The 23,969-nt window shown below is 68.2% G+C and carries 19 protein-coding genes; 11 read left to right on the forward strand and 8 right to left on the reverse strand.

Annotated features, from left to right (window positions below; genetic code table 11):
- Positions 1-159: 159 nt before the first annotated feature.
- The 4 genes from HY699_01425 to HY699_01440 all read right to left on the reverse strand — a co-directional run bounded on the left by HY699_01425 (position 160) and on the right by HY699_01440 (position 7,726).
- Positions 160-912: an amino acid ABC transporter ATP-binding protein gene (locus HY699_01425; GenBank protein MBI4514463.1), complete on the reverse strand. Its 753-nt coding sequence runs from the start codon at positions 910-912 to the stop codon at positions 160-162.
- A complete protein-coding gene (locus tag HY699_01430) occupies positions 909-2,420 on the reverse strand; it encodes an ABC transporter permease subunit (protein MBI4514464.1) in 1,512 nt (503 codons plus the stop codon). The genes HY699_01425 and HY699_01430 overlap by 4 nt, the downstream gene beginning before the upstream one ends.
- A 20-nt stretch (positions 2,421-2,440) precedes the next feature.
- Positions 2,441-3,829, reverse strand: coding sequence for an NAD-dependent succinate-semialdehyde dehydrogenase (locus HY699_01435; GenBank protein MBI4514465.1), 1,389 nt, complete (start codon positions 3,827-3,829; stop codon positions 2,441-2,443).
- 333 nt (positions 3,830-4,162) lie between these two features.
- The gene (locus HY699_01440; protein MBI4514466.1) at positions 4,163-7,726 is read right to left on the reverse strand and encodes an Ig-like domain-containing protein; all 3,564 of its coding nucleotides are present in this window, start codon (positions 7,724-7,726) and stop codon (positions 4,163-4,165) included.
- 124 nt (positions 7,727-7,850) lie between these two features.
- On the opposite strand from HY699_01440, the gene HY699_01445 reads away from it, so the two are divergent.
- The 4 genes from HY699_01445 to glpX all read left to right on the forward strand — a co-directional run bounded on the left by HY699_01445 (position 7,851) and on the right by glpX (position 11,807).
- A complete protein-coding gene (locus HY699_01445) occupies positions 7,851-8,660 on the forward strand; it encodes a hypothetical protein (protein MBI4514467.1) in 810 nt (269 codons plus the stop codon).
- A gap of 6 nt (positions 8,661-8,666) precedes the next feature.
- On the forward strand, positions 8,667-9,515 hold the full coding sequence (locus HY699_01450; GenBank protein MBI4514468.1) for a hypothetical protein: 849 nt from the start codon (positions 8,667-8,669) through the stop codon (positions 9,513-9,515).
- 325 nt (positions 9,516-9,840) lie between these two features.
- Positions 9,841-10,764: a class I fructose-bisphosphate aldolase gene (locus tag HY699_01455; GenBank protein MBI4514469.1), complete on the forward strand. Its 924-nt coding sequence runs from the start codon at positions 9,841-9,843 to the stop codon at positions 10,762-10,764.
- Between the two features lie 53 nt (positions 10,765-10,817).
- Positions 10,818-11,807 (forward strand): class II fructose-bisphosphatase, encoded by a 990-nt coding sequence (gene glpX, locus HY699_01460; protein MBI4514470.1) that lies wholly within the window; start codon positions 10,818-10,820, stop codon positions 11,805-11,807.
- Positions 11,808-11,827: 20 nt separating this feature from the next.
- Here glpX and HY699_01465 read toward each other — a convergent pair whose 3' ends face one another.
- Genes HY699_01465 through HY699_01480 form a run of 4 tightly spaced genes read right to left on the reverse strand, consistent with a single transcriptional unit; the run spans position 11,828 to position 17,686 of the window.
- Complete coding sequence (locus HY699_01465) at positions 11,828-13,009, reverse strand: M20 family metallopeptidase (protein MBI4514471.1); 1,182 nt, start codon at positions 13,007-13,009, stop codon at positions 11,828-11,830.
- Between the two features lie 7 nt (positions 13,010-13,016).
- Positions 13,017-13,742: a HEAT repeat domain-containing protein gene (locus HY699_01470; protein MBI4514472.1), complete on the reverse strand. Its 726-nt coding sequence runs from the start codon at positions 13,740-13,742 to the stop codon at positions 13,017-13,019.
- Between the two features lie 2 nt (positions 13,743-13,744).
- Positions 13,745-15,709 carry a helix-turn-helix domain-containing protein gene (locus tag HY699_01475; GenBank protein MBI4514473.1) on the reverse strand — a complete coding sequence of 655 codons (1,965 nt, stop codon included), beginning with the start codon at positions 15,707-15,709 and terminating at the stop codon, positions 13,745-13,747.
- 15 nt (positions 15,710-15,724) lie between these two features.
- The gene (locus HY699_01480) at positions 15,725-17,686 is read right to left on the reverse strand and encodes an ABC-F family ATP-binding cassette domain-containing protein (GenBank protein ID MBI4514474.1); all 1,962 of its coding nucleotides are present in this window, start codon (positions 17,684-17,686) and stop codon (positions 15,725-15,727) included.
- Positions 17,687-17,808: 122 nt separating this feature from the next.
- Here HY699_01480 and HY699_01485 point away from each other — a divergent pair, with 122 nt between their 5' ends.
- The 7 genes from HY699_01485 (at position 17,809) to HY699_01515 (ending at position 23,959) form a co-directional block, all read left to right on the forward strand.
- Positions 17,809-18,630, forward strand: coding sequence for an alpha/beta fold hydrolase (locus tag HY699_01485; GenBank protein MBI4514475.1), 822 nt, complete (start codon positions 17,809-17,811; stop codon positions 18,628-18,630).
- Between the two features lie 14 nt (positions 18,631-18,644).
- Positions 18,645-19,043 carry a hypothetical protein gene (locus tag HY699_01490; GenBank protein ID MBI4514476.1) on the forward strand — a complete coding sequence of 133 codons (399 nt, stop codon included), beginning with the start codon at positions 18,645-18,647 and terminating at the stop codon, positions 19,041-19,043.
- Positions 19,044-19,256: 213 nt separating this feature from the next.
- Positions 19,257-20,333: a radical SAM protein gene (locus HY699_01495; GenBank protein MBI4514477.1), complete on the forward strand. Its 1,077-nt coding sequence runs from the start codon at positions 19,257-19,259 to the stop codon at positions 20,331-20,333.
- A gap of 7 nt (positions 20,334-20,340) precedes the next feature.
- The gene (locus HY699_01500; protein ID MBI4514478.1) at positions 20,341-20,988 is read left to right on the forward strand and encodes a TIGR04282 family arsenosugar biosynthesis glycosyltransferase; all 648 of its coding nucleotides are present in this window, start codon (positions 20,341-20,343) and stop codon (positions 20,986-20,988) included.
- Entirely contained in the window at positions 20,985-21,521 is a 537-nt protein-coding gene (locus tag HY699_01505) for a DoxX family membrane protein (protein MBI4514479.1), read from the forward strand. The genes HY699_01500 and HY699_01505 overlap by 4 nt, the downstream gene beginning before the upstream one ends.
- Positions 21,521-22,558 (forward strand): SPASM domain-containing protein, encoded by a 1,038-nt coding sequence (locus HY699_01510; protein ID MBI4514480.1) that lies wholly within the window; start codon positions 21,521-21,523, stop codon positions 22,556-22,558. Before HY699_01505 ends, HY699_01510 begins: the two co-directional genes overlap by 1 nt.
- Positions 22,559-22,615: 57 nt before the next feature.
- A complete protein-coding gene (locus tag HY699_01515; protein ID MBI4514481.1) occupies positions 22,616-23,959 on the forward strand; it encodes a DUF2029 domain-containing protein in 1,344 nt (447 codons plus the stop codon).
- Positions 23,960-23,969: the final 10 nt, after the last annotated feature.

A 23,969-nucleotide genomic window follows, 5' to 3' on the forward strand; every position in this document is an offset into this window, starting at 1 on the left:
GCACCGGTGTGCACGTAATACTTCTCGCTCTCACGCAGGCCAGCATCTTGACCACCGGCACAGGCTTAGCATTGTCGCGACCGTACGAGTAGCCAGAAAGCCTAATAGGTGAATCAGCTGGCTGGCGCGCCGGCCCCGCTGGTCTTCACAGGGTACTTGTCACTCCCTCACCAACAACGCCCGCGTGGCCGGGTGCTGTGGCTGTTCGAGCAGCTGGTCGGGCGGGCCGCTTTCGACGATCAGTCCGTCGGCGAGCACGGCAAATCGGCTGGCGATGCGGCGGGCGAAGGCGATCTGGTGCGTCACCAGCATCATCGTCTGGCCGGCCGCCGCCAGGTCGGCGATGACCGCAAGCACCTCACTGGCCAAGCGCGGATCGAGGGCGGAGGTGGGCTCGTCGAGCAGCAGCACGTCGGGCTCCATCGCCAGCGCGCGAGCGATCGCCACGCGCTGTTGCTGCCCGCCGGACAAGGCGTGCGGAAAGGACTCGCCCTGGCGTTCGAGTCCGACGCGGGCCAGCAGTGCCTGGGCGCGGGTCCGGGCGCTGGCGGCATCGAGGCGCAAGACGTGGCGCGGGGCTTCCATCACGTTGCCGAGCGCACTCAGGTGCGGGAACAGATGAAAGCTCTGAAACACCATGCCGGCGCGCAGCCGCACCGCGCGCAACGCCGCCGCGTCGCGCCGCTCGCTCATCCCCGGCCTCAGCCGCTGCCCGGCAATCTCGACCGTACCGGCGGTGAACGGCGTGAGATAGTTGAGCGCGCGCAGCAGCGTGGTCTTGCCGCTGCCCGAGGGCCCGACCAAGGCCAGAACCTCGCCGCGCGCGACGCTGAAATCGATGCCGCGCAGGATATCGACACCGCGCAGGCGGGTGCACAGGCCGCGGACGATCAGCACCGGTGCGCTTGTCATGCCGCCACCGGTACCAGACGGCGTTCCAGGCGGCGGGCCAGGCGCGACAGCGGATAGCTCAGCGCCAGATACAAGGCGGCGCACAACAGCCCCGGTGCCAGCCAACCCCGTACGTCGACCGCGGTGATGGTCATCTGCTTGGTAAGTTCCACCACCGTGATCACCGACACCAGCGAAGAGTCTTTGAGCAAGGCGATGAAGTCGTTGGCGATGCCCGGCAGCGCCGTGCGCAGCGCCTGTGGCAGCACGATGCGCCGCAGCGCCAGTGCGCGCGACATTCCGAGTGAAAGCGCGGCTTCGGTTTGGCCGGCCGGCACCGCCTCGAGTCCGGCGCGATAGATCTCGGCTTCGTAGGCCGCGTAGTTCATGCCCAGCCCAAGCACCGCTGCGGTGAAGGCATCGAGGCGTAACACCGGCGCCAGCCCGTAGTAGAGGACGTAGAGTTGCAGCAGCACCGGCGTGCCGCGGAAGATCTCGACGTACAAGTTGCTCAGCAGCGCCGCCGGCGCAGCGCCGTAACGGCGCGTCAAACTCAGGGCCAGCCCACCCGCCACCGCCAGCGCCATCGCCAGCGCCGAGATCATTACGGTAACCGCTGTGCCGCGCAGAAACAGCTTGAGATGACCGGCAGTGAGAGCGGCAGCCTTCGTCGCCACAGGTGGCGGTGTCGCGGCGACAACGGCGATCTCCGCTTGGCGTTCATTCCATAGTTGCCAGCGTGTCAGAATGGCGCGCAGCTCCCCCGCCTGCACCGTCGCCGCCAGCGCGTCGTCCAACGCCACCAGCAAGCCGGCATCAGCGGGCCGCAGGCCGATGGCGTAGGTACCTTCGCCGACGGTTGCCGCCGCGCGCAGGCTGGGGCGCACCAGGCCGTAGCGCTCGGCGATGATGTTATCGAGCACCACCCCGGCCAGGCGGCCCTGCTCCAAGTCGATGTAGGGCTCCTCCACCCCCTCGTACAGCACCACCTCGACACCAGGTGTGTCGCGCAGCAATTCGAAGGCGAGCGACCCGTTGAGGGTGCCGACGCGTTGCCCGTGCAGATCGGCGAGCTCGTGGACGGTGGTGTTGGCGCGCGCCACCGCCAGCAGTTCGGTGAAAGCGTAGTAAGGGCGGGTGAAGGCCACCCGAGCCCGATGGGTGGGGGTCACCTCGAAGCCGTTGAGGATCATGTCGAAATCGCGGCGTTCGAGCGACGGCACCAGGTTCTGCCAGTCGTTTTGCACGAACTCGGCGCGCACCCCCAGCCGTTGCGCCAGCGCCTCTGCGATTTCGACCTCGAAGCCGATCAGGCGGGCAGTGTCATGCGGGTGCTGAAAGACATACGGCTCGCCCCCCTGGATGTCGCCGCCCCAGCGCAACGTGCCCCGCGCCCGCACCTCCGCTAGGGCGTCGCCGGCGGCGGTCTCGGGCCGGTGAAAGAGCGCGAGCAAGAGCGCCAATGCGGCGAGCCCGCCGCGAGCAATGAGTGAGCTGAGGTGCGAACGAGCGTCTCGGCGATCGGCCATGTCGCGACGGGCTCCCGCGGCTAGGCCTGCGCCGGGCCGATCCACACCGTCTGGATGTTGACGAACTCGCGAATGCCGTAGTCGGAGAGTTCGCGCCCATAACCCGAGCGTTTGACGCCGCCGAAGGGCAAACGCGGGTCGGAGGCGACCAAGCCGTTGACGAACACCTGGCCGCTTTCGAGCTCGCGCGCCAGACGCCGCGCACGGGGCAGGTCACTGGTCCAGAGCGCGGCGCCGAGCCCGTAGTCCGACTGGTTGGCGAGTGCGACGGCCTCATCCGCATCGCGTGCCTGGATCAGAGCGGCCACCGGTCCGAACACCTCTTCGCCAGCGACCGGCATTTCCGCGCGCACGTTGGCCACCACCGTCGGCTGGTAGAAGTAGCCGCGTCCAGCGCGCCGGTGGCCGCCGGCCAGCACCTCCGCCCCCTGTTCGACCGAGCGGCGCACTTGGCGGTCGAGCGTGTCGCGCAGATCGTCGCGCGCCAGCGGTCCGACCTGGGTTGTGCGATCCATCGGGTCGCCCACCCGCAGAGCCCGCGTGCCTTCTACGAACCGCTCCTGGAACTCGCGAAACACCGGTGCTTCAACTATGAAGCGCTTGGCCGCGATGCAGCTCTGGCCGGTGTTCTGAAAGCGCGCCCGCAGGCCGGTGGCGACCGCGGCGGGGAGGTCGGCATCCGCCAGGACGATGAACGGGTCCGACCCGCCCAACTCGAGCACGCTCTTCTTGATCGCGCGCCCGGCGCCGGCGGCCACCTGACTGCCCGCCTGCTCACTGCCGGTGATTGTCACCGCCGCGATGCGCGGGTCCTCGATCAAGCGACTGGCAGCTGCGCCCGCGATCAGCAGGGTCTGAAACACCCCGGGCGGAAAGCCACAGCGGCTGAAGACCTCGGCAATTGCCAGCGCGCATTGGGGCACGTTCGAGGCGTGTTTGAGTATGCCGGTATTGCCCGCCATCAACGCCGGCGCGGCAAAGCGGAACACCTGCCAGAAGGGAAAGTTCCACGGCATCACGGCCAGCACGGTGCCGAGCGGGATGAATTGCACGTAACTCTCCCGCGCGCTCGAAGAGCGAGGCTGGTCGGCCAGAAAGCCCTCGGCGTTGTCGGCGTAATACTCACAGGCCCAGGCGCACTTGTCCACTTCCGCCTCCGCTTCGGCGACAGGCTTGCCCATTTCCGCCGTCGCCAGTGCGCCCAGGTGTGCCCGCTCTCGGCGCAAGTACGCCGCCGCCTGCCGCATCAGGGTTGCCCGGTCGGTGAAAGTGCTCCGGCGCCAGCCGCGCCCGGCTGTCACGGCCTGGTCGAGCGCCCGCTCGACGCCGGCGGGTGGAGTGGGCTCGAAGGTGGCAAGCACGGCTTCGGTGGCCGGGTTGATGGACCGGATCAATGTCTGGTCAGCCATAGTGGCCTTTCATGATCCGCCCCGGCCACATTTTCAAGCCACCGCTGCGGCGCCCCCGGGGTGGCAGCTTTGCGCGCAGGCGCAGCCGAGGTTCACTCGCGAAGGCGGGTGCCGAGAGCGAATGCGCACGGCGGTGGTCGATCTGACACTCAGGCGTCTCGCTCAAGCGCGATCGACCCGACCAGCCGTTTGGCCGTCGGGTCGATCACCGAAAGACTAACGTGATCAGGAGCAACCGAATACAAAGTGGGGGCGGAGGGAAAGCATATCGTGACCCTAGGGCGCGCATTCCGTCTAAGCGCACTTAGAATTCGGGGGCTGCCACCGCCCCCCCTACGGCACCATCGTCGGCGTCGGCGGAATCGTTCCGTCAGCCATCACGCAGATCATGCCGCAGCCGCCAGGGCAATCGTCGTCCGGGCAGTGGTAGGCCTGGTCCGGCCCGCAGCGCGGCGGTGTGCAGGCGGGAAAGGGCGTCGGCGTCGGGGTCTTCATGCCCGGCGTGCAGTCGGACGGCAGAACATCACAGGCTGTGGCCTCGGGTGTCGGGGGCACGAACTCGCGCGTGTTGTTGTCCTCTCGGCTTTCCGCCACCCAGCCCCCAGCGTCGGCGACGACTACTGCCGGCGCCACGTAGGGGGTTTCGAGACATTGCTCATCGCCGGCGGCCAAGCCGCTGAAATACAGCGCCAGCCCCCCGTTCACCGAGACATAGAAGGATCCCGACGGCGCCTCGCCTTGATTGGCGACGCACACCGCCATCGCCGGTCTGGGGTAGCAGTTGTCCAGCAGGCAGCCGCTCAGCCGGACGTCGCTCGGGATCAAGTCCGGCAGCTGCTCGGGCGGCAAGCCGTCACAGGGGTCTTTGGTGCAGGCGTCGCACTGGCCGTCCGCGGTGAAGTGGTCTGCCGGGCACCAGGAGAAGGCCAGTGGTGACATGCTGTAGCGCGCGAGCATGCAACACTTCTCCTGCGTCGTGAGTTCGGGCGAGCCCGCGCTACAGTCCTGTGAGCCGTAGAAGCAGGCGCCTTCAGGCGGCGGCGTCGGCAGCGGGGTGACGCAAGTGGTACCGCAACCACCGGGGCACTCGCCCGGGCAGTAGTACACTTGTCCCGGTGCGCACGGCGGCGGCGTGCAGACCGGGCGCGGCGAACGCGTCGGAGTGGAAGTCGGCAGCGGCCCGCCGGGGGTGCAGGTGGGTGGCGGGGTCGCTGTCGGCGGCGGCGGCACGAAGAACATCTGCCGGTTGTTGGTTTCGTCGCTCTCCGCCACCGTACCGGTGATGTCGGCGGCGGCGATCACATCGAGGTAGAACAGGCCCGGGCGCGAGATGCAGCGCTGCTCGCCGGCAGCCAGACCGGCCACCGTGAACTTGTCTTCCCCTGCTCCCGAACTGGCCGCCAGCGAAACGACGAACGGGCCCGCCGCGCCGGCGCCCTGGTTGGCGACGCAAACATCGACCAGCGGCGACGGCAGGTGCTGGTAATCACTTATGCACGCTGGCGCGGGCGGCAGGTTCAGTGTGGCGCTGAGCGGAACCAAATCCGCAAGCGGCGGGGCCACGTGCCCCGCCGGCAGTACGGTTAGCGTGATGCTGACTACCGGGTCGTAGTAGAGATAGAAGCGGCCGTAAATGGTGTAGGTACCCGGCGCCACCGCGGTGCCGGTCTCGTCCTTGAGATCCCAGAACGCGCGCAGCTGGTATTTGACTTCGGCATCGTCGCGGCCCGGCGCACCCAGCGGCAGGAAGGGGTCGCCGCAGCCTTCCTCGCGAATCGTCCGCACGCGCGTCTCGCCTTGGTAAACGTACAGATCGAGGCAGGGGTCGAACACGCCGCCGTGCGGTTGGGTCTCCGTCACGGTGTAGCGCAACGTCGCCACCCCCGGCTGGCTGTACTGGGCGCAGTCCGATTCCAGCACCACCCGGTTGAAGTCGTCAGACCACACCCCACGATTGACATTGGCCGGATCGCAATAACCGATTTCGCTGGTCTCGAACACCTCCAGCCCTTCTTGATTGCTCTGCTTGCCGGCCAACTCCGCCCACACCTTGACAATGCCCGCGGCCCGGGCGGTGAACACACCCGCGGAGTCAAAACCACCGACCGATGGATCACTGCTGTGCCAGGTCGCCTCTTTGGTGACGTCACGGGCAAAGCCGACATCGTAGAAGCCGGTGGCGCGGAAGAAGCGCTGGTCGCCTTTGCCCACCACCCGTTCGCCGCCCTCCTGGTAGATCGAGAGCGAGACCAGGGTGGCGTCGTTGACCACGTGGACGCCGACGAGGTTACTGCTGACTTCACCGAGGGTGGCGGTAATGGTCGCATCACCGGCGGCGACCGCGCTCATCACGCCCGCAGCGTCGATCGGGGCGGCGTCATCGTTGTTCGAGCGCCAGGTGACCTTGTCGGTAGCATCTTCCCAGGCGCCGGTGTCGTACTGCGCCGTCGCCCGGAATTGCAGCGTGTCACCCCGCAACACGGTGATGCTGTAACCGCAATCGAAGCAGGGCTCCGGCCGCATGCCGTCGGCACCGACGCGCGCGTCGATCACCGCGAAGCCGTCGTTGTTGGCGTAGATCGACAGCGCCACCACCGTGGGTTCGGTGACCACCCGGATGTCGGTCGCTTCACTCACCACACCGCTCAAGGAAGCGCTAAGCTTGGTGGTGCCGGCCTGCTTGGCGGTGAACAGCCCGGCAACTACCTCGCCGATCTCCGGCGGGACGAGCTGCCAGGCGACCTCGTCGGTGATGTCCTCGTAGTAGCCGTCATCGAATTCACCGGTGGCCTGGAACTGGATCGTTGCCCCGATTTGCACCACCTGCGTGCAATTGGGCGCCGGCAGGATGCCGGTTGCCGGCGGGTCAGTAACCGGCGGCCGGGTGTCGTCACGTGGGGCGCCCATGGTGTAGATGCAGGAAGCGTTTTGGACATAGATCCGGCGCAGCGCCGGCCGGGCCATGACCGTGAGCGGCCACGGCGCACTGGTGAGGTCACCGACCGTTGCAGTCAGCGAGGTGGTGCCGAGCGCCAGCGCCGAGACCGCGCCCCACGAGTCGATGGTGGCAACGCTCTCGCTCGACGAGCGCCAGTCGGCCAGATAAGTGACGTCGAGGGTGGTGCCGTCCGACAGCCTGGCGGTGGCATAGAAGGAGCCGCTTTGGCCGAGAACCAGTTGTGTCGGGCCGTTGGCGATGAAGATCTCGGTGACCTCCAGCGTATCAAAGCGGCCGTCGCCGTCGCTGTCGATCAGCGTGCGGCTCCAGTCGCTCAGCTCCACCACGCGGCCGTCGCGGGTGACCAGGCGCGTGCCGTTGGGGCCGACCACGTCACGCATCTGCGCGCCGTCGAGCGTGTAGGTGGAGATCGACTTCACCAGACCCCACGACATCTCGGCGACGACCTCCGCCGCGCCGCCGTCCCCGACTGTGAACGGCACACTGACCGAAGCCAGATTGCCATCGAGGGTGCGGCTCACTTGCAGGGTGTAGCGGCCAGGCGCCAAACCGGCGATGACGAAGCGGCCGTCACTGCCGGTCACGCCCGCCTGGTCCGCGCCGATCACCGTCCAGTCGGCATGCGACAGCGCGCGATCGAACGATGCCTTCTCCGGGTTGCCTTCCCAGAAGGCCGGGGGCGCCCCGAGCGCGTCACTGCCCGAGCCGACCGAGCGCTGCACTACCAGCAGTCCGTTGACGGCGCTGGCGGAGGCCTGTGTCGGTGTCCTCGTCACCGTGACCGTCGCCGTCACGCCCTGTGTCGGCGTCGCCGCGCCGGTCCTTGTCGCGGTCGGGGTCGGCCCGAGATCAATGTCCGAGCCACCGCAGGCGGCGGCGAACAACGCCAATGTCGCCACCAGACTCCAGTTGGTCCACTCTGGCCTCCGTTGCGTCATCGCTACACTCCTTCCCGTTCGTTCAGCGCTACGATCGGCGGGCTGCAATCAGCCCTCACGCTTCTCCAACTAAACAAGTTTTGTTTGCTTGTCAAGCAAGTTTTATTTGGCTAGGATGCGGCTCATGGCTGCTGGGGTCCCGGCCGGCAAGGGCATCAGGGATGTGTTCTACGAGACCCGTGTGCTCATGGGGCGGGATTTCACTGTGCGTCGCTTTGCCGAAGAGGTACTCGGCGGCAGCGTCGATCCGGTCATGCTCGGCTACATCGAGAAGGGCAAGCGGTTTCCGAGCGAGGCGCTGGTGCGCCGGCTGGCCGCCATCCGCAAGCAGGACGCGCACGAGCTGCTCGCGCTGTTGTGGCGTGACCGCATTGTCTACGCCTTCGGCAAGGAGCTGCGCCGTGTGCTGCATGCACCCAAGGGCGTCGCCGGGGTCGAGGACGCGGAGTTGGCGGTGGTGGTCAGCCAAGCCATCGCGGCCTTGCCGGACGATGGCGGCTGGATTGCGACGGCGCGCTGGCGCGAGCAATTTCGCGCGGCGCCCAAGCGCGGGGCGAAAAAGCGGGCGGTGTCCGGTGTCCTCGCCCAGGAGGTCGAGAGCACACTGCGCGAGCGCGGCCTGATCGAAGTGCGCGCCGGCAAGGTGCGCCGGCGCGGCCGCCATTTCGTCGCCACCGACGTGCGGGAACGCCAAGCGCTGGCGCTGGAGTTCTGCACCCTGTTCGCCAAGGGGTTGCTCGACAAGTTGGCGTTGCCCGACGCCGACACCGGTACTTACGTGCGCAATCACTATCTGCACCTCGACCGCGCCCGGCTGGCGGAGTTCCAGAAGCGACTCGACGACAGCCTGCGCCAACTCGCCGAGGAGTTCGCTACTGACGCCTCGGCGCAGACCGATTTCATGAACGTGCTGGTAACGGCGACGCCGTTGTGAGAGGCCATGATGGTTTTGCTACCGATCATACCCGAGTACGCAGAAGCCGCGGCCATGAGCGGCAGCCGGAATCGGCGCCGCCTTGGTGGATCGCGGGTCTTGGCTGAAGCCCGCGCCTTCGGGCTCCTCTCAACTCTGGCTTTCGTGCTGGCAGCCTGTACCGGCAGCGGTTCGAGCGGGTTCGACATCAATGCAGAGGGCGCCGCTATCACTCAGGCGCTGCAAGAGCAGCGCTGCGTGGACTTCGAAGGGCTCACCATCTGTCCGGCCGACGTCACGCCGACGCCGGTGAATCCGACGACAACCCCGACGCCAACAGCGACTCCCAGTCCGTTCACGACACCCACCCTGGGGCCGGGACCGACCGCGTCCCCGACCATCGTCCCATCGACGCGCGTGCCCACGCCGGCCGCCTCCGCTACCGCAACGCCGGTCGTGATCGTCCCCACGCCGGGCATGAGCATCGACACCGGGCTGGAGAAGGACGCGCCGATCGCCTGCGTGGCGCTGGCGGCGGATACCGGGTGCGGCTTGACACTGACCTTTACCGCGCAAGGCTTCCCACCAGAGGCGGTCTTCCGCGTCGCCGTGCGCACGCTTGATCCGGTCAGCCCGTGGACGATCGGCGGCGAGGCGCGGCCCGGTGCCGACACCCACGGCGCGCCGGACTTCGAGGGCCCAGTGGCGGTGCAGGTACCGGCGGCGACACCGGGCCGCAGTACCCGCGTGCAGATCGCAGTCTTGGTGTTCTTGACCGCCGATGGATCAGTGCCGCCGCAAGTCGAGCGGCTCGCCGACAGCGGCGCGGACTTCGCCTATGTCACCGAAGAGCTGCTCTTACTGCCGGAGTCGTAAGGAGGCGGACGCGGCTTCGGTAACTGCTGATCCGCCGACCCGTGGGCCGCGCAGCGGCCTGGGCTCCGTTTCTACTCGGGGCGATGCCGCAAGACGTGAATTACTTCCTCGTTAGCGTAATGACCTTATCGTCGATTCAAGGTTCCGGCTTCGGTGATCTCCGATAGCTGGGGTCGGGCAGGGGCAGTGCACCGGGAGCGCGGGCGCGTGCACATCCTGAGTTTGCCGTGAGCGGGCGACGCAGGATGCCCCAGGGCGTTGACGGCGGCGGGCTCCGAGTTGTAGGGTTCGGCCCGGAAGATTACGCCCTTTTAGGAGAACAGTCATGACCGAACGTACGCGTGAAATCCTCAGCTGGTACCGCAGTGACACGCCCGGCACGCTCACCAACATCGCTCGGCTTCTCAATCACGGCCGACTCGGCGGCACCGGTAAGCTGGTTATCCTGCCGGTTGATCAAGGATTCGAGCACGGGCCGGCCCGCAGCTTCGCGCCCAACCCCGCGGGCTACGATCCGCGCTACCACTTCGAGTTGGCCCTGGCCGCCGGGTGTAACGCCTACGCTGCCCCACTCGGCTTCATCGAGGCCGGCGCGGCCGAATTCGCCGGCGAGATCCCGCTCATCCTCAAGCTCAACAATTCGGACTCGTTGTTTGGCGGCGCCGACCCTTGCCCGGCCATCACCGGCAGTGTCGACGACGCGCTGCGCCTGGGCTGCGCGGCGATCGGCTTCACGATCTATCCGGCTTCGTCGGCCCGTAACGAAATGTACGGACAGATTCGTGCCCTGTCCGAGGAAGCCAAGCGCAAGGGGCTGGCTGTCGTGGTGTGGTCGTACCCGCGCGGTTCGGGTATCTCCAAGGAAGGCGAAACCGCCATTGACGTGATTGCCTACGCCGCGCAGATCGCCGCTCAGCTCGGTGCCCACCTCATCAAGGTGAAGCCGCCCACGGCACACCTCGAGCAGTCGGCGGCCAAGAAGGTCTACGAAAAGGAGCGCATCCCGATCGCCACTCTGGCAGAGCGCGTCCGCCACGTGGTGCAAGGCGCCTTCAACGGCCGGCGCATCGTCATTTTCTCCGGCGGCGAAGCGAAGGAGACCTCGGCCATCCTCGACGAGATCCGCGCCATCCGCGACGGCGGCGGTTTCGGATCGATCATCGGGCGCAACAGCTTTCAGCGGCCGAAGGATGAGGCGGTCAAGTTCTTGCACACCGTCATGGACATTTACGCGGGCACGGCCAAGTAGCCGGCCACGTGCCACCAGCCCGGCTTTCGGCAGAAGGGGGTCGCATCATGCCCATTGAACAGATGTTGTCGCGGGAATTCCTGCGGGTGGTCGAGTTGGCGGCCGTGGCTGCGGCCCGAACGATGGGGCAGGGAGAGCGCCACCATTCGGACGATGTCGCCGTCGAGGCGATGCGCAAGGCGATGGATACGCTGCCGATGCGCGGCGAGATCGTCATCGGCGAGGGCGAGCGGGATGAAGCGCCGATGCTCTTCATCGGCGAGAAGGTCGGCCGTGGCAAGAGCGATGATCCGGAGGTCGCCATCGCCGTCGATCCGCTGGAGGGCACCAACCTGTGCGCCACCGGCTCGCCCGGCGCGATCGCCGTCTTGGCGGCCTCGAACAAGGGTGGCCTGCTCAATGCGCCCGATTGCTACATGGAGAAGATCATCGTCGGCCCGGCAGCCAAAGGCGCGGTGCACCTTGACGCCTCCGTGGCGCAGAATCTCAAGGCGATCGCGGCCCGCTTGCACCGCGCCGTCTCCGACTTGGTGGTGATCGTGCTCGATCGGCCTCGGCACGAGAAACTGATCAAGGAAATTCGCGCCGCCGGCGCGCGCATCCGGCTGATCTCGGACGGCGACTTGTCGGCCGGGATCTCGGCCGCGGTGCGTGGGACCAACGTGCACGCGGTGATGGGAACCGGGGGCGCGCCCGAAGGCGTGCTCACCGCCGCCGCCCTGCGCTGCCTCAACGGCGGCATGGAAGGCCGCCTGGTCCAGGCTAAGCCCGGCGACCAGGAGCGCGAGAAGTTCGAGGCGCGCTTGAAGTCGATGGGGATCGTCGACCCCAACCGCATCTACACCGAGCGCGAACTGGCGCCCGGACCCGAGATCATCTTCGCCGCCAGCGGCGTCACCGACGGTGCAATGCTCAAGGGCGTGCGTTTCTTCGGTCACGGCTTTCGTACCAACTCGCTGGTGATTTCGCTGCGCGACCGCATGGTGCGCTTCGTCGATACCGTGCACCTGAGCGACGCCCCGGACGCGGTCGTCGAATTCTGAGCCGAAGTGCTCGGCGCTGGTTACTGCTGCTCGAATGCGGCGCGGGCGGCGGCGCGCAGTTCGGGCCGGCACAGCACGTCGAGCACGGTCATGGCCAGCGCCTTGGCCCCGTCGAGAACGGCCTGATCGCCCGAGGGCGAGACCGCGTAGGCGGCGAACTCGCTGGAGTGCAGCGGCACGTGCGCCGGGGCCGCGGCGATCATCGGGTGGATCGCCGGCACCAGTTTGCTGATGTTGCCCATATCGGTACTGCCGCTGACTGCCGCCGGCAGCGTGCGCAGGTCGCGCACCACTCGCCCCAAGCGCTGCACATTGGCGGCGTAGGCGGCCGCCAGCGGCTGATTGCTGTCCATGTCGGAGTACTGCTCCCCGAGCCAGTGATGCTCCAACTGCGCGCCGGTGGCTTCCGCGCCGGCGCGAAAGCAGCCCAGCACGCGCGCCTTGAGCTTCTCCAGCCGCGCCTCGGTGGCGGCGCGGATGTAGAACAGGCCGGCGCTGCGCTCGGGAACGATGTTCGGGGCCTGGCCGCCATCGGTGATGATGCCGTGGACCCGTTCGCTCTCGCGGATGTGCTGGCGCAAGTGGCTGATCGAGTTGTAGGCGGTGATCAACGCATCGAGGGCGTTGACCCCGCGGTGCGGAAACGCCGCGGCATGCGCCGCCTTGCCGCGGTACTCGACCGCCACCGTCGCCACCGCCAACACTTTCATCGCCGGCAGGTCCAGTCCGGCGGGGTGCACCATCATTGCGGCATCGATGCCGTCGAAGGCGCCGCGCTTGGCCATCAGGATCTTGCCGCCGCCGCCCTCTTCGGCGGGCGTTCCCAGCACCACCACGCTGCCGTGGCAGTGAGCGATAACGCTGGCCAGGGCCGCGCCCGCGCCGGCACCGGCAGTAGCGATGATGTTGTGACCGCAACCGTGGCCGATACCCGGCAGGGCATCGTACTCGCACAGCACGGCCACGCAGGGGGCACCGCTGCCGAGGCGCGCGACGAAGGCCGTGGGCAAGTCGCAGGCGCCGCGCTCGACCGCGAAACCGGCTTGCTCCAGGTAGTCGGCGAGCCAGCCGCTGGCCTGATGCTCGGCAAATACTAACTCCGGGTGAGCGTAGATGCGCCGGCTGAGTGCCAGCAGGGTGTCGCGCTCGCGCTCGACCGCGGCGCAGACGGCAGCTTTGAGCTCGGTGACGGACTCGCTCACATCGCCCTCATCGCCCAGGCCTGGCGCCGCCGCCTGCGGGCTCCTGCTGATACATGTGCTCCATGTCGAGTACGCCTTCGGCCAGCGCCCGAACGTCGTCGTCTTCGTCGCTCAGAGCCCGCTGGACCGCGGCCAACGTCACCTCACCGCCGCGGTCGGCCAGCACCCCCAGCGCCTCGAAGCGGATCTCCGCGCTGGCGTCGTCGAGAGCGGCCTGAATGGCTTCGACCGGCTCGTCGCCTTCGAAGTCACCGAGCATCTCGACGGCCGCCAGCCGGACATCCTCGTTCTCGTCGCCGAGAGCCTGCGCCAGTACCGGCACTGCCGCCGGGTCCTCGGAACCGCCCAGCAACATCACCGCCATCAGCCGTTTATCCGGATCGGGATCAGCCGTGACCATTTGTTTGAGGGTCTCTAAGTCCGGCTCGTCATCGAGCCACGAAGGGGTGGCCGGGACCTCGAGTTCCGGCTCCACTTCGGGCCGCAGCGCCACCCGGCCGCCGGGCAGCGCGCGGGCTCTGAACTCGCTGTCCGCCTGGCCGCTCTCAACGCGACCGCCGCGGCTACCTCGCAACTGCGCCAGGCGATCGTGCACGCGCTGGCTGCGGGGCGCCGGCCGCTGGGGCCGCGCCACCTCGTCGGGCTGGCGCCGCCAGCTCAGCCACATCACCAACGTCAGCAATACCACCGCCACCCCCGCACCGATCTTCACGCCAAGGGGCCATGACTTCATGATTACTCTCCGTTCGGCCGAGCTACTTCTTGTCGGCCCTGATTCGATCGCCGTCCGCCCACTCGCTGGCTGCGGCGGTGATCGCGCTCGGCTTCGTAACAGCGGCGCAAGTCCGCCACCGCCTCCGCTCCGAGCTTCTCCCCGAAGAACTGCTGATCTACCAGCGCCACCGCCCCGCTCTGGCGGCCGCTGCGCCACAAGCCGTCAGCCGCGCGCAACAAATCCGCACTGTCGCCGGCCGCGAGTTGGGCGGGATCCGGCACGAGCAGATTCTCCACCTCGGCGGGCTCCAGCTTGAGCACGCCATTGCCGTAGTGCCGGCCCAGCAGCTCGCAGCCGAGCAAGGACGCCGTGCTCAAAAACCCGCTGGCCACGGCGGCCACCGTGATGCCAGGGCGGGGCTGAACGCTATGCAGCGCGTTGACGTGGGTCACTTCGGCTTCATTGACTAGCATGCGCGGCAGGCGCGGACAAAGGTAGGGTAACAGCGCCGCCGGCTGCGCCGGCCGCGGCAGCGCGTACCACAGCGGACGCCGCCGGCAGGTGGCGCGCGCGGGCAGGCCTTGCCGTTCGCCCTCGGCGAGGTAGGTGCGAGTGGCGGCATCGAGCTCGGCGCCGGCGGGGATCGCCAGCAGAAAGCAGCCGGCGCCCGCTTGCCGGCGCGCTTCCCAGTCCTCGCGCCGAACGATCAAGCCGTCGGCGGCGGCGGGACCGGCCAGCATCGGCCGCACGAACTCTGGGTTCACACGCTCTGCCGTGGCGGCATCGAGCACAAAGAAGCGGTTGGCGCCGGTGACGATACCGGCGCCGACGTCGGCCACGCTACCGAGCCGCCGCAGCACTCCGGCTCTTTGCAGCGAGCGCAGCAGTACCCAACCGGGGGTGGGCAGCGACGCGCCCGACCAGCGCAGCGGCGGTGCCTCGGCCACCTGGATCGCGCCGCTCTCGGCCGCGAACACCGGCGCGGCCCCGGCTGCCAGCCGCAGCGAGTGGACGCCGGGCGTGCCGGTGGTATCGGCCAGCACCACCACCATCTCGCCAAGACCGGCCAGCGGCCGCTCGAAGTTCACCACCGTGACCGAAGAAAATAACTGCGTGAGATAGCTGCGCACGTTGGCAGCGTAGTGGGCGTGGAGAATGGTGGCGGGGACGAGCACGGCCAGGCGCCCGCCGGGCTGGACGAACGAGGCCGCGTGCACAATCAGCGCCGCCCACGGCGGCGCGCTTTCGGGCAACTCGATGCCGGCCTCGGCCGCGACCCGGCGCGCCCGTGCCCGCGCCGCGGCGCCAAGCGCCCGCGCCCCGTGGCCAATGACGCTGACAAGCGCGCTAGCCGCCGGAGGGGCCGAGCGCTCGAACGGCAGGCGGGCGCGCGGATCGACGCCCAGGAAATCCCGCGCCCGCAGCCCCAGCGGTATCGCCACCCCGAGCCGTTGCAGGGCCTGCGCGCTGCGCGCGCAGGCTTCCGGGTCGGCATCGTAACCGTAGAGCTGGCGCCCCAGCGCCACCGCACTCGCGCCCAATGCTAGCAGGCGGGCGCCGGCACCGGCGAGCAAGGCACCGTCGCCACAACACGGGTCGAGCACCGTGTCCGCCGGTGAACGCACCGCCCAGTCGGCCAAGGCGCGTACCAGCTCGGCGGGCACAAACACCGCCGGGCGCGGCTGCGCCACCGGCCGGCCGTGGAAATGCTCGCGCAGTAGCCGGGCGCTCTCGGCCGGATGCGCTTGCACGATGGCCTGCAGCGCAGCCGGCAGCTGGCCGGCGAGCAGCAGCAGCTCGTCCTCGCAAGTGGCATCGAGTTGGGCTGCCAGGCGTGCGATGATGGCGGCGTCGGGCGCGGCCACGCCCCGCTCGATGCGGCTGAGTAAGCTGGGGCTGAGATCCGCGGCCACCGCCAGCTCCTTGAGCTGCCAGCCACGTGCTCGCCGCAGCGCGCGCAGCCGATCACCGAAGAGGCGAGTCATGCGCCGACGAAGACCTCACTGGCTCAAGGCGGCGTCGGGGCGTAGCTCGGTGCGCGCCAGTTTGGCGTAGAGCGCCTCGATGTCATCCTTGAGCTTGGCGAATTCGCTGAACACCGCCTGCGGGTTGGGATGGCGCTGGTAGAAGTCGGGGTCGTTGATCATCGTTCCCAACGCACCCAGCTCGGTTTCCTTGTCGGCGATCAGTTGTTCGAGCTGCGCCAATTCGCGCGCTCGTTTCTCGGCTTCACGCGTCGAGCGCTTGGCCGCGGCCCGCTGGCGGGCAACCGCCTCGCGCTCGGCCTCCGACTTGACGGCGGGTGAGGGCTCCGGCTGAAGCGCAACCAACCGCGGCGCCGGCGGCACTACCGCCGGCTCTTCCTTCTTGCGCAGATAGGATTCGTAGTTGCCGAGATAACGCACGGCCGTGCCGTGACCGACCTCGATGATTTCGTCGGGCAGGTGATCGAGGAAATAGCGATCGTGGGCGACGAAGACGATGGTGCCGGTGTAATTGAGCAAGGCTTGCAGCAGTACTTCCTTGGCGGTGAGGTCGAGGTGGTTGGTGGGCTCGTCTAGTAACAAGCAGTTCATCGGGTGCAGCAGCAACGTCGCCAGGGCGAGGCGGCTGCGTTCGCCGCCGCTGAGCACGCGGGTCGGCTTGAACACAGTTTCGCCGCTGAACAGGAAAGCGCCCAGTAAGGTGCGCACCTGCGGCACCAACTCGATCGGCGCTGCCGCAGTCACCACCTCGATGACGGTCTGGTCGGGATCGAGGCTGGCGCCGCGATCCTGGGCGAAGTAGCTGAGCGCCACGTTGTGCCCGACTCGGCGCTCACCGGCGTCAGGCGGCTCGATGCCGGCCAGCAAGCGCATCAGCGTCGACTTGCCCGCGCCGTTGGGCCCGACCAGCGCGATCTTGCGGCCACGCTCGATCAGGAGATCGAGCCCATCGTAAACCACCAGGTCGCCGTAGCGCTTGGCGGTGCCTTTGAGTTCGAGCACGGCACGGCCGCTGCGCGGCGGTTGTGGAAAGCGGAAATGCACGCTGCGCGCGCCGCCCTCGGGCGGCGGCAGCCGGTCGATCTTTTCGAGCTGCTTGATGCGGCTCTGCACCAGTGCCGCCTTGGATGCCTGATAGCGAAAGCGGCTGATGAAGGCCTCGATGCGGGTGATCTCTTCCTGCTGGAGGCGGTAGGCTTCCGCCTCTTGCCGCTGCCGCTCCTCTTTCTCGGCCAGATAGTGGCTGTAATCGCACTCGTAGTCGGCCAGCCGCCCGCGCCCGAGCTCGGTTATGCGGGTGACCGTCTGATCGAGAAAGTAGCGATCGTGGGCGACGAGAATGACGGTGTGGGGATAGGCGCGCAAGAACGCCTCCAGCCAGTCGCGGGCTTCGAGGTCGAGATGGTTGGTGGGCTCGTCGAGCAGCAGCAGCCGCGGCTGTTGCAGCAACAGCTTGGCCAGGGCGATGCGCATCTGCCAGCCGCCGGAGAACTCGCCGCAGTCGCGATCAAAATCGGTCTCGGTGAAGCCTAAACCGGCCAGCACCTGCTCGGCGCGGCTTTCGAGGTCGTAGCTGCCGTGCGTATCCCAGGCCTCGCGGGCGGCACCGTAGGCTGCCATCAGCGCATTGTGCTCGGGGTCGTCGGCCGCGGTGTGGGCGAGGGCGGCTTCGAGGCGTTCGCACTCGGCGGCAATCCCGCGGGCGTGATCGAAGGCGGCCATGGCCTCGGCGAGCACAGTGCGGCCCTGCAGACCCATCGCCTCTTGTGGCAGGTAACCGACAGTGGTGCCCTTCGGCGTGCTGATGCTGCCGCCGTCGGCCTCGATCTCGCCGGCGATGATGCGCAAGAAGGTCGACTTCCCCGACCCGTTGGCGCCCACCAGGGCCACGCGCCCGCCGGTCGGAACGAACCAATTCACGCCCTCAAGCACGACTTGACCGCCGAAGCTCTTTTGCAGGTTGGCAACCGTCAACACGGCGGTTTTTGTAGCCGGGCCGCGCCGTGGCCGCAAGCGCGCTCGGGCGAGCGCCCGGCATCTCGTCGCTTGCAACTCGGCGTCGCCTCTTTTATCCAGGGGGCGCTGGTAAAGGAGCCCGGATGCAGATAGCGCGCGTCGGCCGACTGAACCTCGCCTATTACACCTACGGCGAGGGATTCCCGCTCTTGTTGATCCAGGGGCTCGGCGGCCGCGCGGCCGATTGGGGCTCGGTGCCCGGGCTGCTCGAGAGCCACTTCCGCGTCATCACCTTCGACAACCGCGGCACCGGTAAGTCGGACAAGCCGGACGAGGACTACACTTTGGAAGGCATGGCCGACGAAGCGGTCGGTATTCTCGACGCCGCCGGCCACGCGCGAGCGCACGTGGTCGGCGTGTCGATGGGGGGCATGATCGCGCAGCTGGTGGCGCTGCGGCATCCGCAGCGGGTGCAACGGCTGGCGCTGTTGTCGACCGGCCCCGGCGGTTCCCGCACGGTACCGCCGTCGCCGCAGGCGATGCTGGCGCTGATTCCCGACCTGAGCAAGCCGCCGGAAGAAATCGTGCGCCGCGCGCTGCGGGCGATCGCGGCCCCGGGATTTGCCGATGCGCATCCGGCGGTGATCCAGCAGATAGTGGCAGTGGCCATGGATGCACTCACGCCGCAGTTCGTTTTTGCCCGTCAGATGGCGGCGATCATGGCCAGCGATCGCTACGACCAATTGCCCGCTATCAGCACACCGACGTTGGTGGTGCACGGCGATGCCGACCCGCTGGTGCCGTATGCCAACGGCGAATTGCTGGCGCAACGCATTCCCGGAGCGCGGTTGCACACGCTCGCGGGCTGCGGGCACCTGGCCATGTGGGAGCAACCGCGCCAACTGGCCGCCGCGCTGTTGGAGTTCTTGCGCGCTCCCGTGGAGGCGCGCGAGCAGCCGGTGTAGGGCGAGTCTTCACGATGTCACTCTTCCTGCGCATCGCCGCCGGCATCTCGGTGTTATGGGCGTTGTTGCTGTTCGCCGGCCGCTCGGCCTACCTCGCGGCTGAGCCGGGTACTCCGTTGCACCACGCGCTGGCCAACGGCCTCGGTATCGTGCACCTGATCTTCGCCTTCATGCTGTGGCGCGCGGGGGCCCAGCCGCCACGCGAACGCACGGTGATTTACGGCGCCATGATCTGGCTCGCACTGCGGATCGCCAACGATCTTTATGAGCTGCTCGCGCTGCTGCGCGGCCCCGAAGCCTTCCCCAGCATGCTCGACATGATCGCGAGCCTGGCTCTGCTGGTGGGCATCCTGCAGGCGCTGCCGGCGACCTTGGCTGCCGGGCAAGAGCGCGGACCCGAGCCACAGCGCTAACCAGGCCCCGGCGGAACAATTGACAGCGGAGATTCCGGCGAGCGGAGCGTGGGCGCCGCGCCCGCGCGCCCGGGGCGGGCGTGGAAGAAGGGAGCCAGCGCCACACGCGAGATTCTGTGCATCGAAGACGCCCGATCTGTGGAGCAAGGGCCTGAGCGCGACCTCGAACCGGCCTATGGCCGTAACCTCGCCGGGCGTGCTAAGAACGCGGCCATGCCAGAGTCGCAAGCGAGCGGCGGCGGCGCGGCTGCTCGGTCGGAACCGGCGGGCTTCGCCGTGGGTTTGGGGCTTACCAACGAGTGTGACCTACACTGCGCCCACTGCTATCGCGACAGCGATCGAGTCGACCGCCTGTCACTCGACGAGGTGCGGCGCGTCTGCCGGAGCCTGCCGATCCGCGCCGTCAACCTGGGTACGGGCGAGAATGCCCTGCACCCGGAATTCCGCGCCATCGTGCGCGAGCTGCATCAGCACGGCGTAACCCTCACCCTTACCTCCAACGGCTACAGCATCCGCGCCCTGCCTGACGAAGAACTGCGCTGGCTGCGCGATGTCGAGCTGTCGCTCGACTTCGCCACCGAGGCGGAGCAAGACGCCTGGCGCGGTGCCGGCAACTGGCGCCTGGTGCAGGAGCAGCTGGCGCGCTGCCGCCGCCTCGGCATTGGCGCAACCGTCACGGCGGTGATGATGCGCTCCAATTATGAGCGGCTGCCGGCACTTGCCGCCGTGGCATCCGAGCATGGCGCGGGGCTGCGGATCAACGTATACCAACCGGTGAAGACCGATGCCTTCACGCTCAGCTATGAACAGTTCTGGACGGGCTTTCGCCTGCTGCTCGACAGCCGCCCCCTGCTCGCCTGCAGCGAGCCGATAGTCTGTGCCGCACTGGGGCTGAGCCGCGGCAGCAGCGGCTGCGGCGCCACCACCGTGCGCGTGAGCCCGAGCGGCCAGGTGTTGCCCTGTGTTTACTGGCCGAAGCGCAAGCTCACCTTGGCGGACCTCGAGCGGCTGGGCGCCGGTGTTGCCGGCTCGCCCGAGTTCAACGAGCTCAAGATTGTGCCTGACGTCTGCCGCAGCTGCGAGCTGGTCGAAATCTGTGGCGGCGGTTGTGCCAGCCGCCGCCTGCGCCGCGGCGGCCTGCACCTGGCGGACGAGTTCTGCCCATTGCTGCGGGGTGAGCAGTGGCCGGTGCGGCGGCGCCCGCGCCCGGCCGGACGCGAATTTCCCAAGGTCAACAGCGCCTGCACCAGCATTTTCGGAGCGCGCGCCAGCTCGGGAGCGCGGGGTTAGTTGGACAATGCCGACCGCGCTCGTCGTCATGGCCCGCTACCCGGAAATCGGCCGGGTCAAGACGCGCCTGGCGCGTGCTATCGGCGACGACCGCGCCCATGCGCTGTACCGGGCTTTCTTGCGTGACATAGAGGCTCGCTTCGCCGGACAGCGGCGGACGCTGGTGTGGGCCTTCCACCCGCCCCAAAGCGACTTCGCGGCGGTGGTCGGGCGCGGGCGCTGCCTGCCGCAAGTCGGCGGCGATCTCGGTGAGCGGCTGCACAACTGCTTTCGCAGCTTGTGCCGCGAGGGCTTCGACTGCGCACTGATAATCGGCGGCGACGCGCCGCACGTGCGCGAGGCCTGGCTCGACGAGGCGGAGCACGCGCTCGCACGAGCCGAGGTCGTGCTCGGCCCCAGCGCCGACGGCGGCTACTACCTCATCGGCATGCGCCAGCCCCACGACCTGTTCAGCGGCATCGAGATGAGCACGCCGCGCGTGCTGGCGGAAACCCTGGCCAAAGCACAAACCGCCGGCCTGCGCGTGCATCTGCTGCCGGAGAGTTTCGACGTTGACGAAGAGAGCGACGTCGCCCGGCTGCGCGCGTTGCTGGTGCACGACGGTTCGCAGTTGCCGTGCACCGCAGCGCTGTTGCGGGGTTGGGAGCAGCCGTGAGCGCCGCCGACGCCAGCCAGCGGCTATTCAGCACGCTCAATCGCGTCTATCTCGTGCTTGCGCGCATCCTGATCGGCTACTTGTGGTACACGCAAACACTGTGGAAGCCGCCCCCGCACTTCGGCAAGATCGGTGCCGACGGCGGCTTGTGGCACTTCCTCAAGTGGGAAGTCGAGTACCCCACCTTCCAGTGGTACAAGTGGTTCGTCGAAGCCGTTGTGATGCCGCACTACACGTTGTTCGGCTACCAGGTGTACTTCCTCGAACTGGCGATCGCGGTCTCGCTTGGCTTTGGCGTGCTCACGCGCCTGGGGGCACTGGCCGGTACGCTGATGGCGCTCAATCTGCTCATCGGCCTCTACTCGGTACCGTACGAATGGGCGTGGTCGTACGCGATGCTGGCGTTGCTGTGCGCCGGCTTGCTGTGCGGCGGTGCCGGGCGCATCGCCGGCATCGACGCGCTGCTACTGCCGCGGCTGCGCGCTGCCGCACCGCGGCACCGCCTCGCACGCCTGCTGCTGTGGTGCATGTGATGGCGCACTACTTCGAGCAGCTCTCGGCTGCGGAGTGTGGCCCGCTGGTGCCCAACGCCCCGGTGTGCTTGTACCTCGAAGTCACCAACCGCTGTAATCTGCTGTGCCAGACCTGCCCGCGCACCTTCGCCAGCGTCGAGCCTCCGGCCGATCTGAGCTTGGCGCGCTTTGCCATGCTAGTTGACCAGATCGACGATCTCCGCCAGCTCGTCCTGCATGGTGTGGGCGAGCCGCTGATGAATCCGGAGTTGCCGGCGATGATCGCTTACGGCAAAGCGCGCGGCGCGCGGGTCACTTTCAATTCCAACGCCACACTGCTGCTGCCGCGCCGGCAGCGGGCGCTGATCGAGAGCGGGCTCGACGAGTATCGCGTCTCGCTCGATGCCGCCGACGCCGCCACCTTCCGGCGCGTGCGCGGGCGCGATCACTTCGATCGCATCGTCGACAGCCTGCGCCAGTTCGTGGCGCTGAAGCGGGTGTGGGGCGTGCCCACGCCGGCCATCTCACTCTGGCTGGTGGCTTTGCGCGACACTATTCACCAGCTTGCAGGCGTGGTTCGCTTGGCGGCGGACATCGGCGTGCCCGAGGTCTACTTGCAGCGGCTGGTCTACGGCGGCAACGGCCGTCAACAGGGCGTCGCGGTTGCCAGCCAGTCATTGTACGGCACCAGCGACGCCGCCGTGGGCGAGGCCATTGCCGGCGCCGCTGCTTTGGCGCAATCACTCGGCGTGACGCTGCGGGCCTCGGGCGCCACCACGCCGGAGCAGAGCCTGTGGCGCGACCAACACCAGCGCCCATGGAGCCACTGCCGGCGGCCATGGACGCTGATGTACATCACCGCCAACGGTACCGTGCTGCCATGCTGCATGGTGCCGTTTGTCGAACGCGACTTGGGGGCCTTGCCGTTGGGCAACGCCTTGGTGCAGCCGCTGGCGGAGATTTGGAACGGCCCGCCTTACCGGCGATTCCGTTCCGCATTGCTCAGCGATCAGCCGCCGCGCTGCTGCACCGGCTGCGGCGTGCGCTGGAGTTTGTGACGCGGTGAGAGCGGCCGGCAGGGTGGGAGGGCGAGGCAGGCGCCGCGCCAACTGGTTGTGACAAGCGGGGCTCCGGCGGCGGCGCCGCCACACGATATCGCCGTTGTGATGCCGGCCGGCAGCGTGCAGCTGATCGTCCTCGGCGTCGTTCTGCTCGGCGGCGCCGCGGGCGGGCCGCTGGCCTTCGCCGCCGGCGGCTTGCCGGCGTTTCTTGCCGTCTACCTGGTGCAGTTGGGAGCCTGGATTTGGGCGGCGCGGGTGGTGTGGCGGTCGGGTGCGCGAGCGAGCGTCGCGCTCATCCTGGGCTTCGCGCTGGCGATGCGCGTGGCCGTCATGACGGCGCCGCCGTTCTTATCCTCTGACGTCTACCGCTACATCTGGGACGGCAAGCTGGTGCTGTACGGCATCAACCCGTTTAGCTTTGTGCCGGCCGCGCCGGAGCTGGCGCACCTGCGCGACGCGAGCATTTATCCGCGAGTGAACCGGCCCGGCAGCACCCACACCATTTATCCGCCGCTGGCACAGGCCGCGTTCGCGGCTGCCTACAGCACCGGCGGTGATAGCGTCGCGGGCATGCGCGGCGTGTTGCTGCTCGGCGAATTGGTCACGGCTCTGGCCTTGCTGGTGCTGCTGCGACGGTGGGGGTTGAACCCGGCGCGGGTGCTGCTCTACGCCTGGTGTCCCTTGCCGCTATGGGAGATCGGCAGCAGTGCGCACGTCGACGGCTTGGCCGTCACCGCGATCACCTTGGCGTTGCTCGCCGACGCGCGCGGGCAGCGGTTCGGTAGCGGCCTGGCGCTGGCTGCAGGCGCTCTGACCAAACTCTATCCGGCAGCGCTGCTGCCGCTGTTCTGGCCGCGGGGACGAGCGCGCATGCTGCTAACCTGCGTGCTCGCCAGCGTGCTGGCATTCGTGCCGTTGCTTTCGGTCGGCCGCGGCATTGTCGGCTACTTGCCCTGGTACTTGGCCGAGGAGGGTTATGGCAGCGGCGAACGCTTCCTCTTCTATCGCCTGCTCGCACGCTTGTGGCCGAGCGCGCCGCCGGCGGGATACTATGTGCTGGCGGCGGCGGCCGGCGCATGGGTGGCCGGGCAGGCCACACGCCGCAGCGCGGCGGCACCGCGAAAACTCAGCGTAGCCGCGGCCGACGTTGCGGGCTGCCTCCTACTGCTGGCGACACCGCATTACCCCTGGTACATGCTCTGGCTCTTGCCGCTGTTGTGCGTGAGCCCGAGCGCACCGTGGTTGTACCTGGTGGCCGCCGCGCCGGCTTTGTATCTTGGCGGACTCGATGCCGAAGTGGGCGAACGCAGCTTGCTGGCAGGCACACTCGTGTACGGCGGCACCGCTGTGCTGGTAGCGTGGCGGGCGCTGTTCGGCGACCGGGCGCAGCCCGGCTGAGTCCAGCCTC

Source organism: Deltaproteobacteria bacterium, from assembly GCA_016210005.1.
Classification (GTDB): Bacteria; Desulfobacterota; Binatia; order HRBIN30; family JACQVA1; genus JACQVA1.

Bases quoted from the DNA above. Each gene is read 5' to 3' on its own strand.
- HY699_01430 (MBI4514464.1), bottom strand. From the start codon at position 2,420: ATGGCCGATCGCCGAGACGCTCGTTCGCACCTCAGCTCACTCATTGCT.
- HY699_01500 (MBI4514478.1), top strand. From the start codon at position 20,341: ATGCCGACCGCGCTCGTCGTCATGGCCCGCTACCCGGAAATCGGCCGG.
- HY699_01485 (MBI4514475.1), top strand. From the start codon at position 17,809: ATGCAGATAGCGCGCGTCGGCCGACTGAACCTCGCCTATTACACCTAC.
- HY699_01455 (MBI4514469.1), top strand. From the start codon at position 9,841: ATGACCGAACGTACGCGTGAAATCCTCAGCTGGTACCGCAGTGACACG.
- HY699_01445 (MBI4514467.1), top strand. From the start codon at position 7,851: ATGGCTGCTGGGGTCCCGGCCGGCAAGGGCATCAGGGATGTGTTCTAC.
- HY699_01435 (MBI4514465.1), bottom strand. From the start codon at position 3,829: ATGGCTGACCAGACATTGATCCGGTCCATCAACCCGGCCACCGAAGCC.
- HY699_01495 (MBI4514477.1), top strand. From the start codon at position 19,257: ATGCCAGAGTCGCAAGCGAGCGGCGGCGGCGCGGCTGCTCGGTCGGAA.
- HY699_01425 (MBI4514463.1), bottom strand. From the start codon at position 912: ATGACAAGCGCACCGGTGCTGATCGTCCGCGGCCTGTGCACCCGCCTG.
- HY699_01470 (MBI4514472.1), bottom strand. From the start codon at position 13,742: ATGAAGTCATGGCCCCTTGGCGTGAAGATCGGTGCGGGGGTGGCGGTG.
- HY699_01450 (MBI4514468.1), top strand. From the start codon at position 8,667: ATGATGGTTTTGCTACCGATCATACCCGAGTACGCAGAAGCCGCGGCC.
- HY699_01510 (MBI4514480.1), top strand. From the start codon at position 21,521: ATGGCGCACTACTTCGAGCAGCTCTCGGCTGCGGAGTGTGGCCCGCTG.
- HY699_01490 (MBI4514476.1), top strand. From the start codon at position 18,645: ATGTCACTCTTCCTGCGCATCGCCGCCGGCATCTCGGTGTTATGGGCG.
- HY699_01440 (MBI4514466.1), bottom strand. From the start codon at position 7,726: ATGACGCAACGGAGGCCAGAGTGGACCAACTGGAGTCTGGTGGCGACA.
- HY699_01475 (MBI4514473.1), bottom strand. From the start codon at position 15,709: ATGACTCGCCTCTTCGGTGATCGGCTGCGCGCGCTGCGGCGAGCACGT.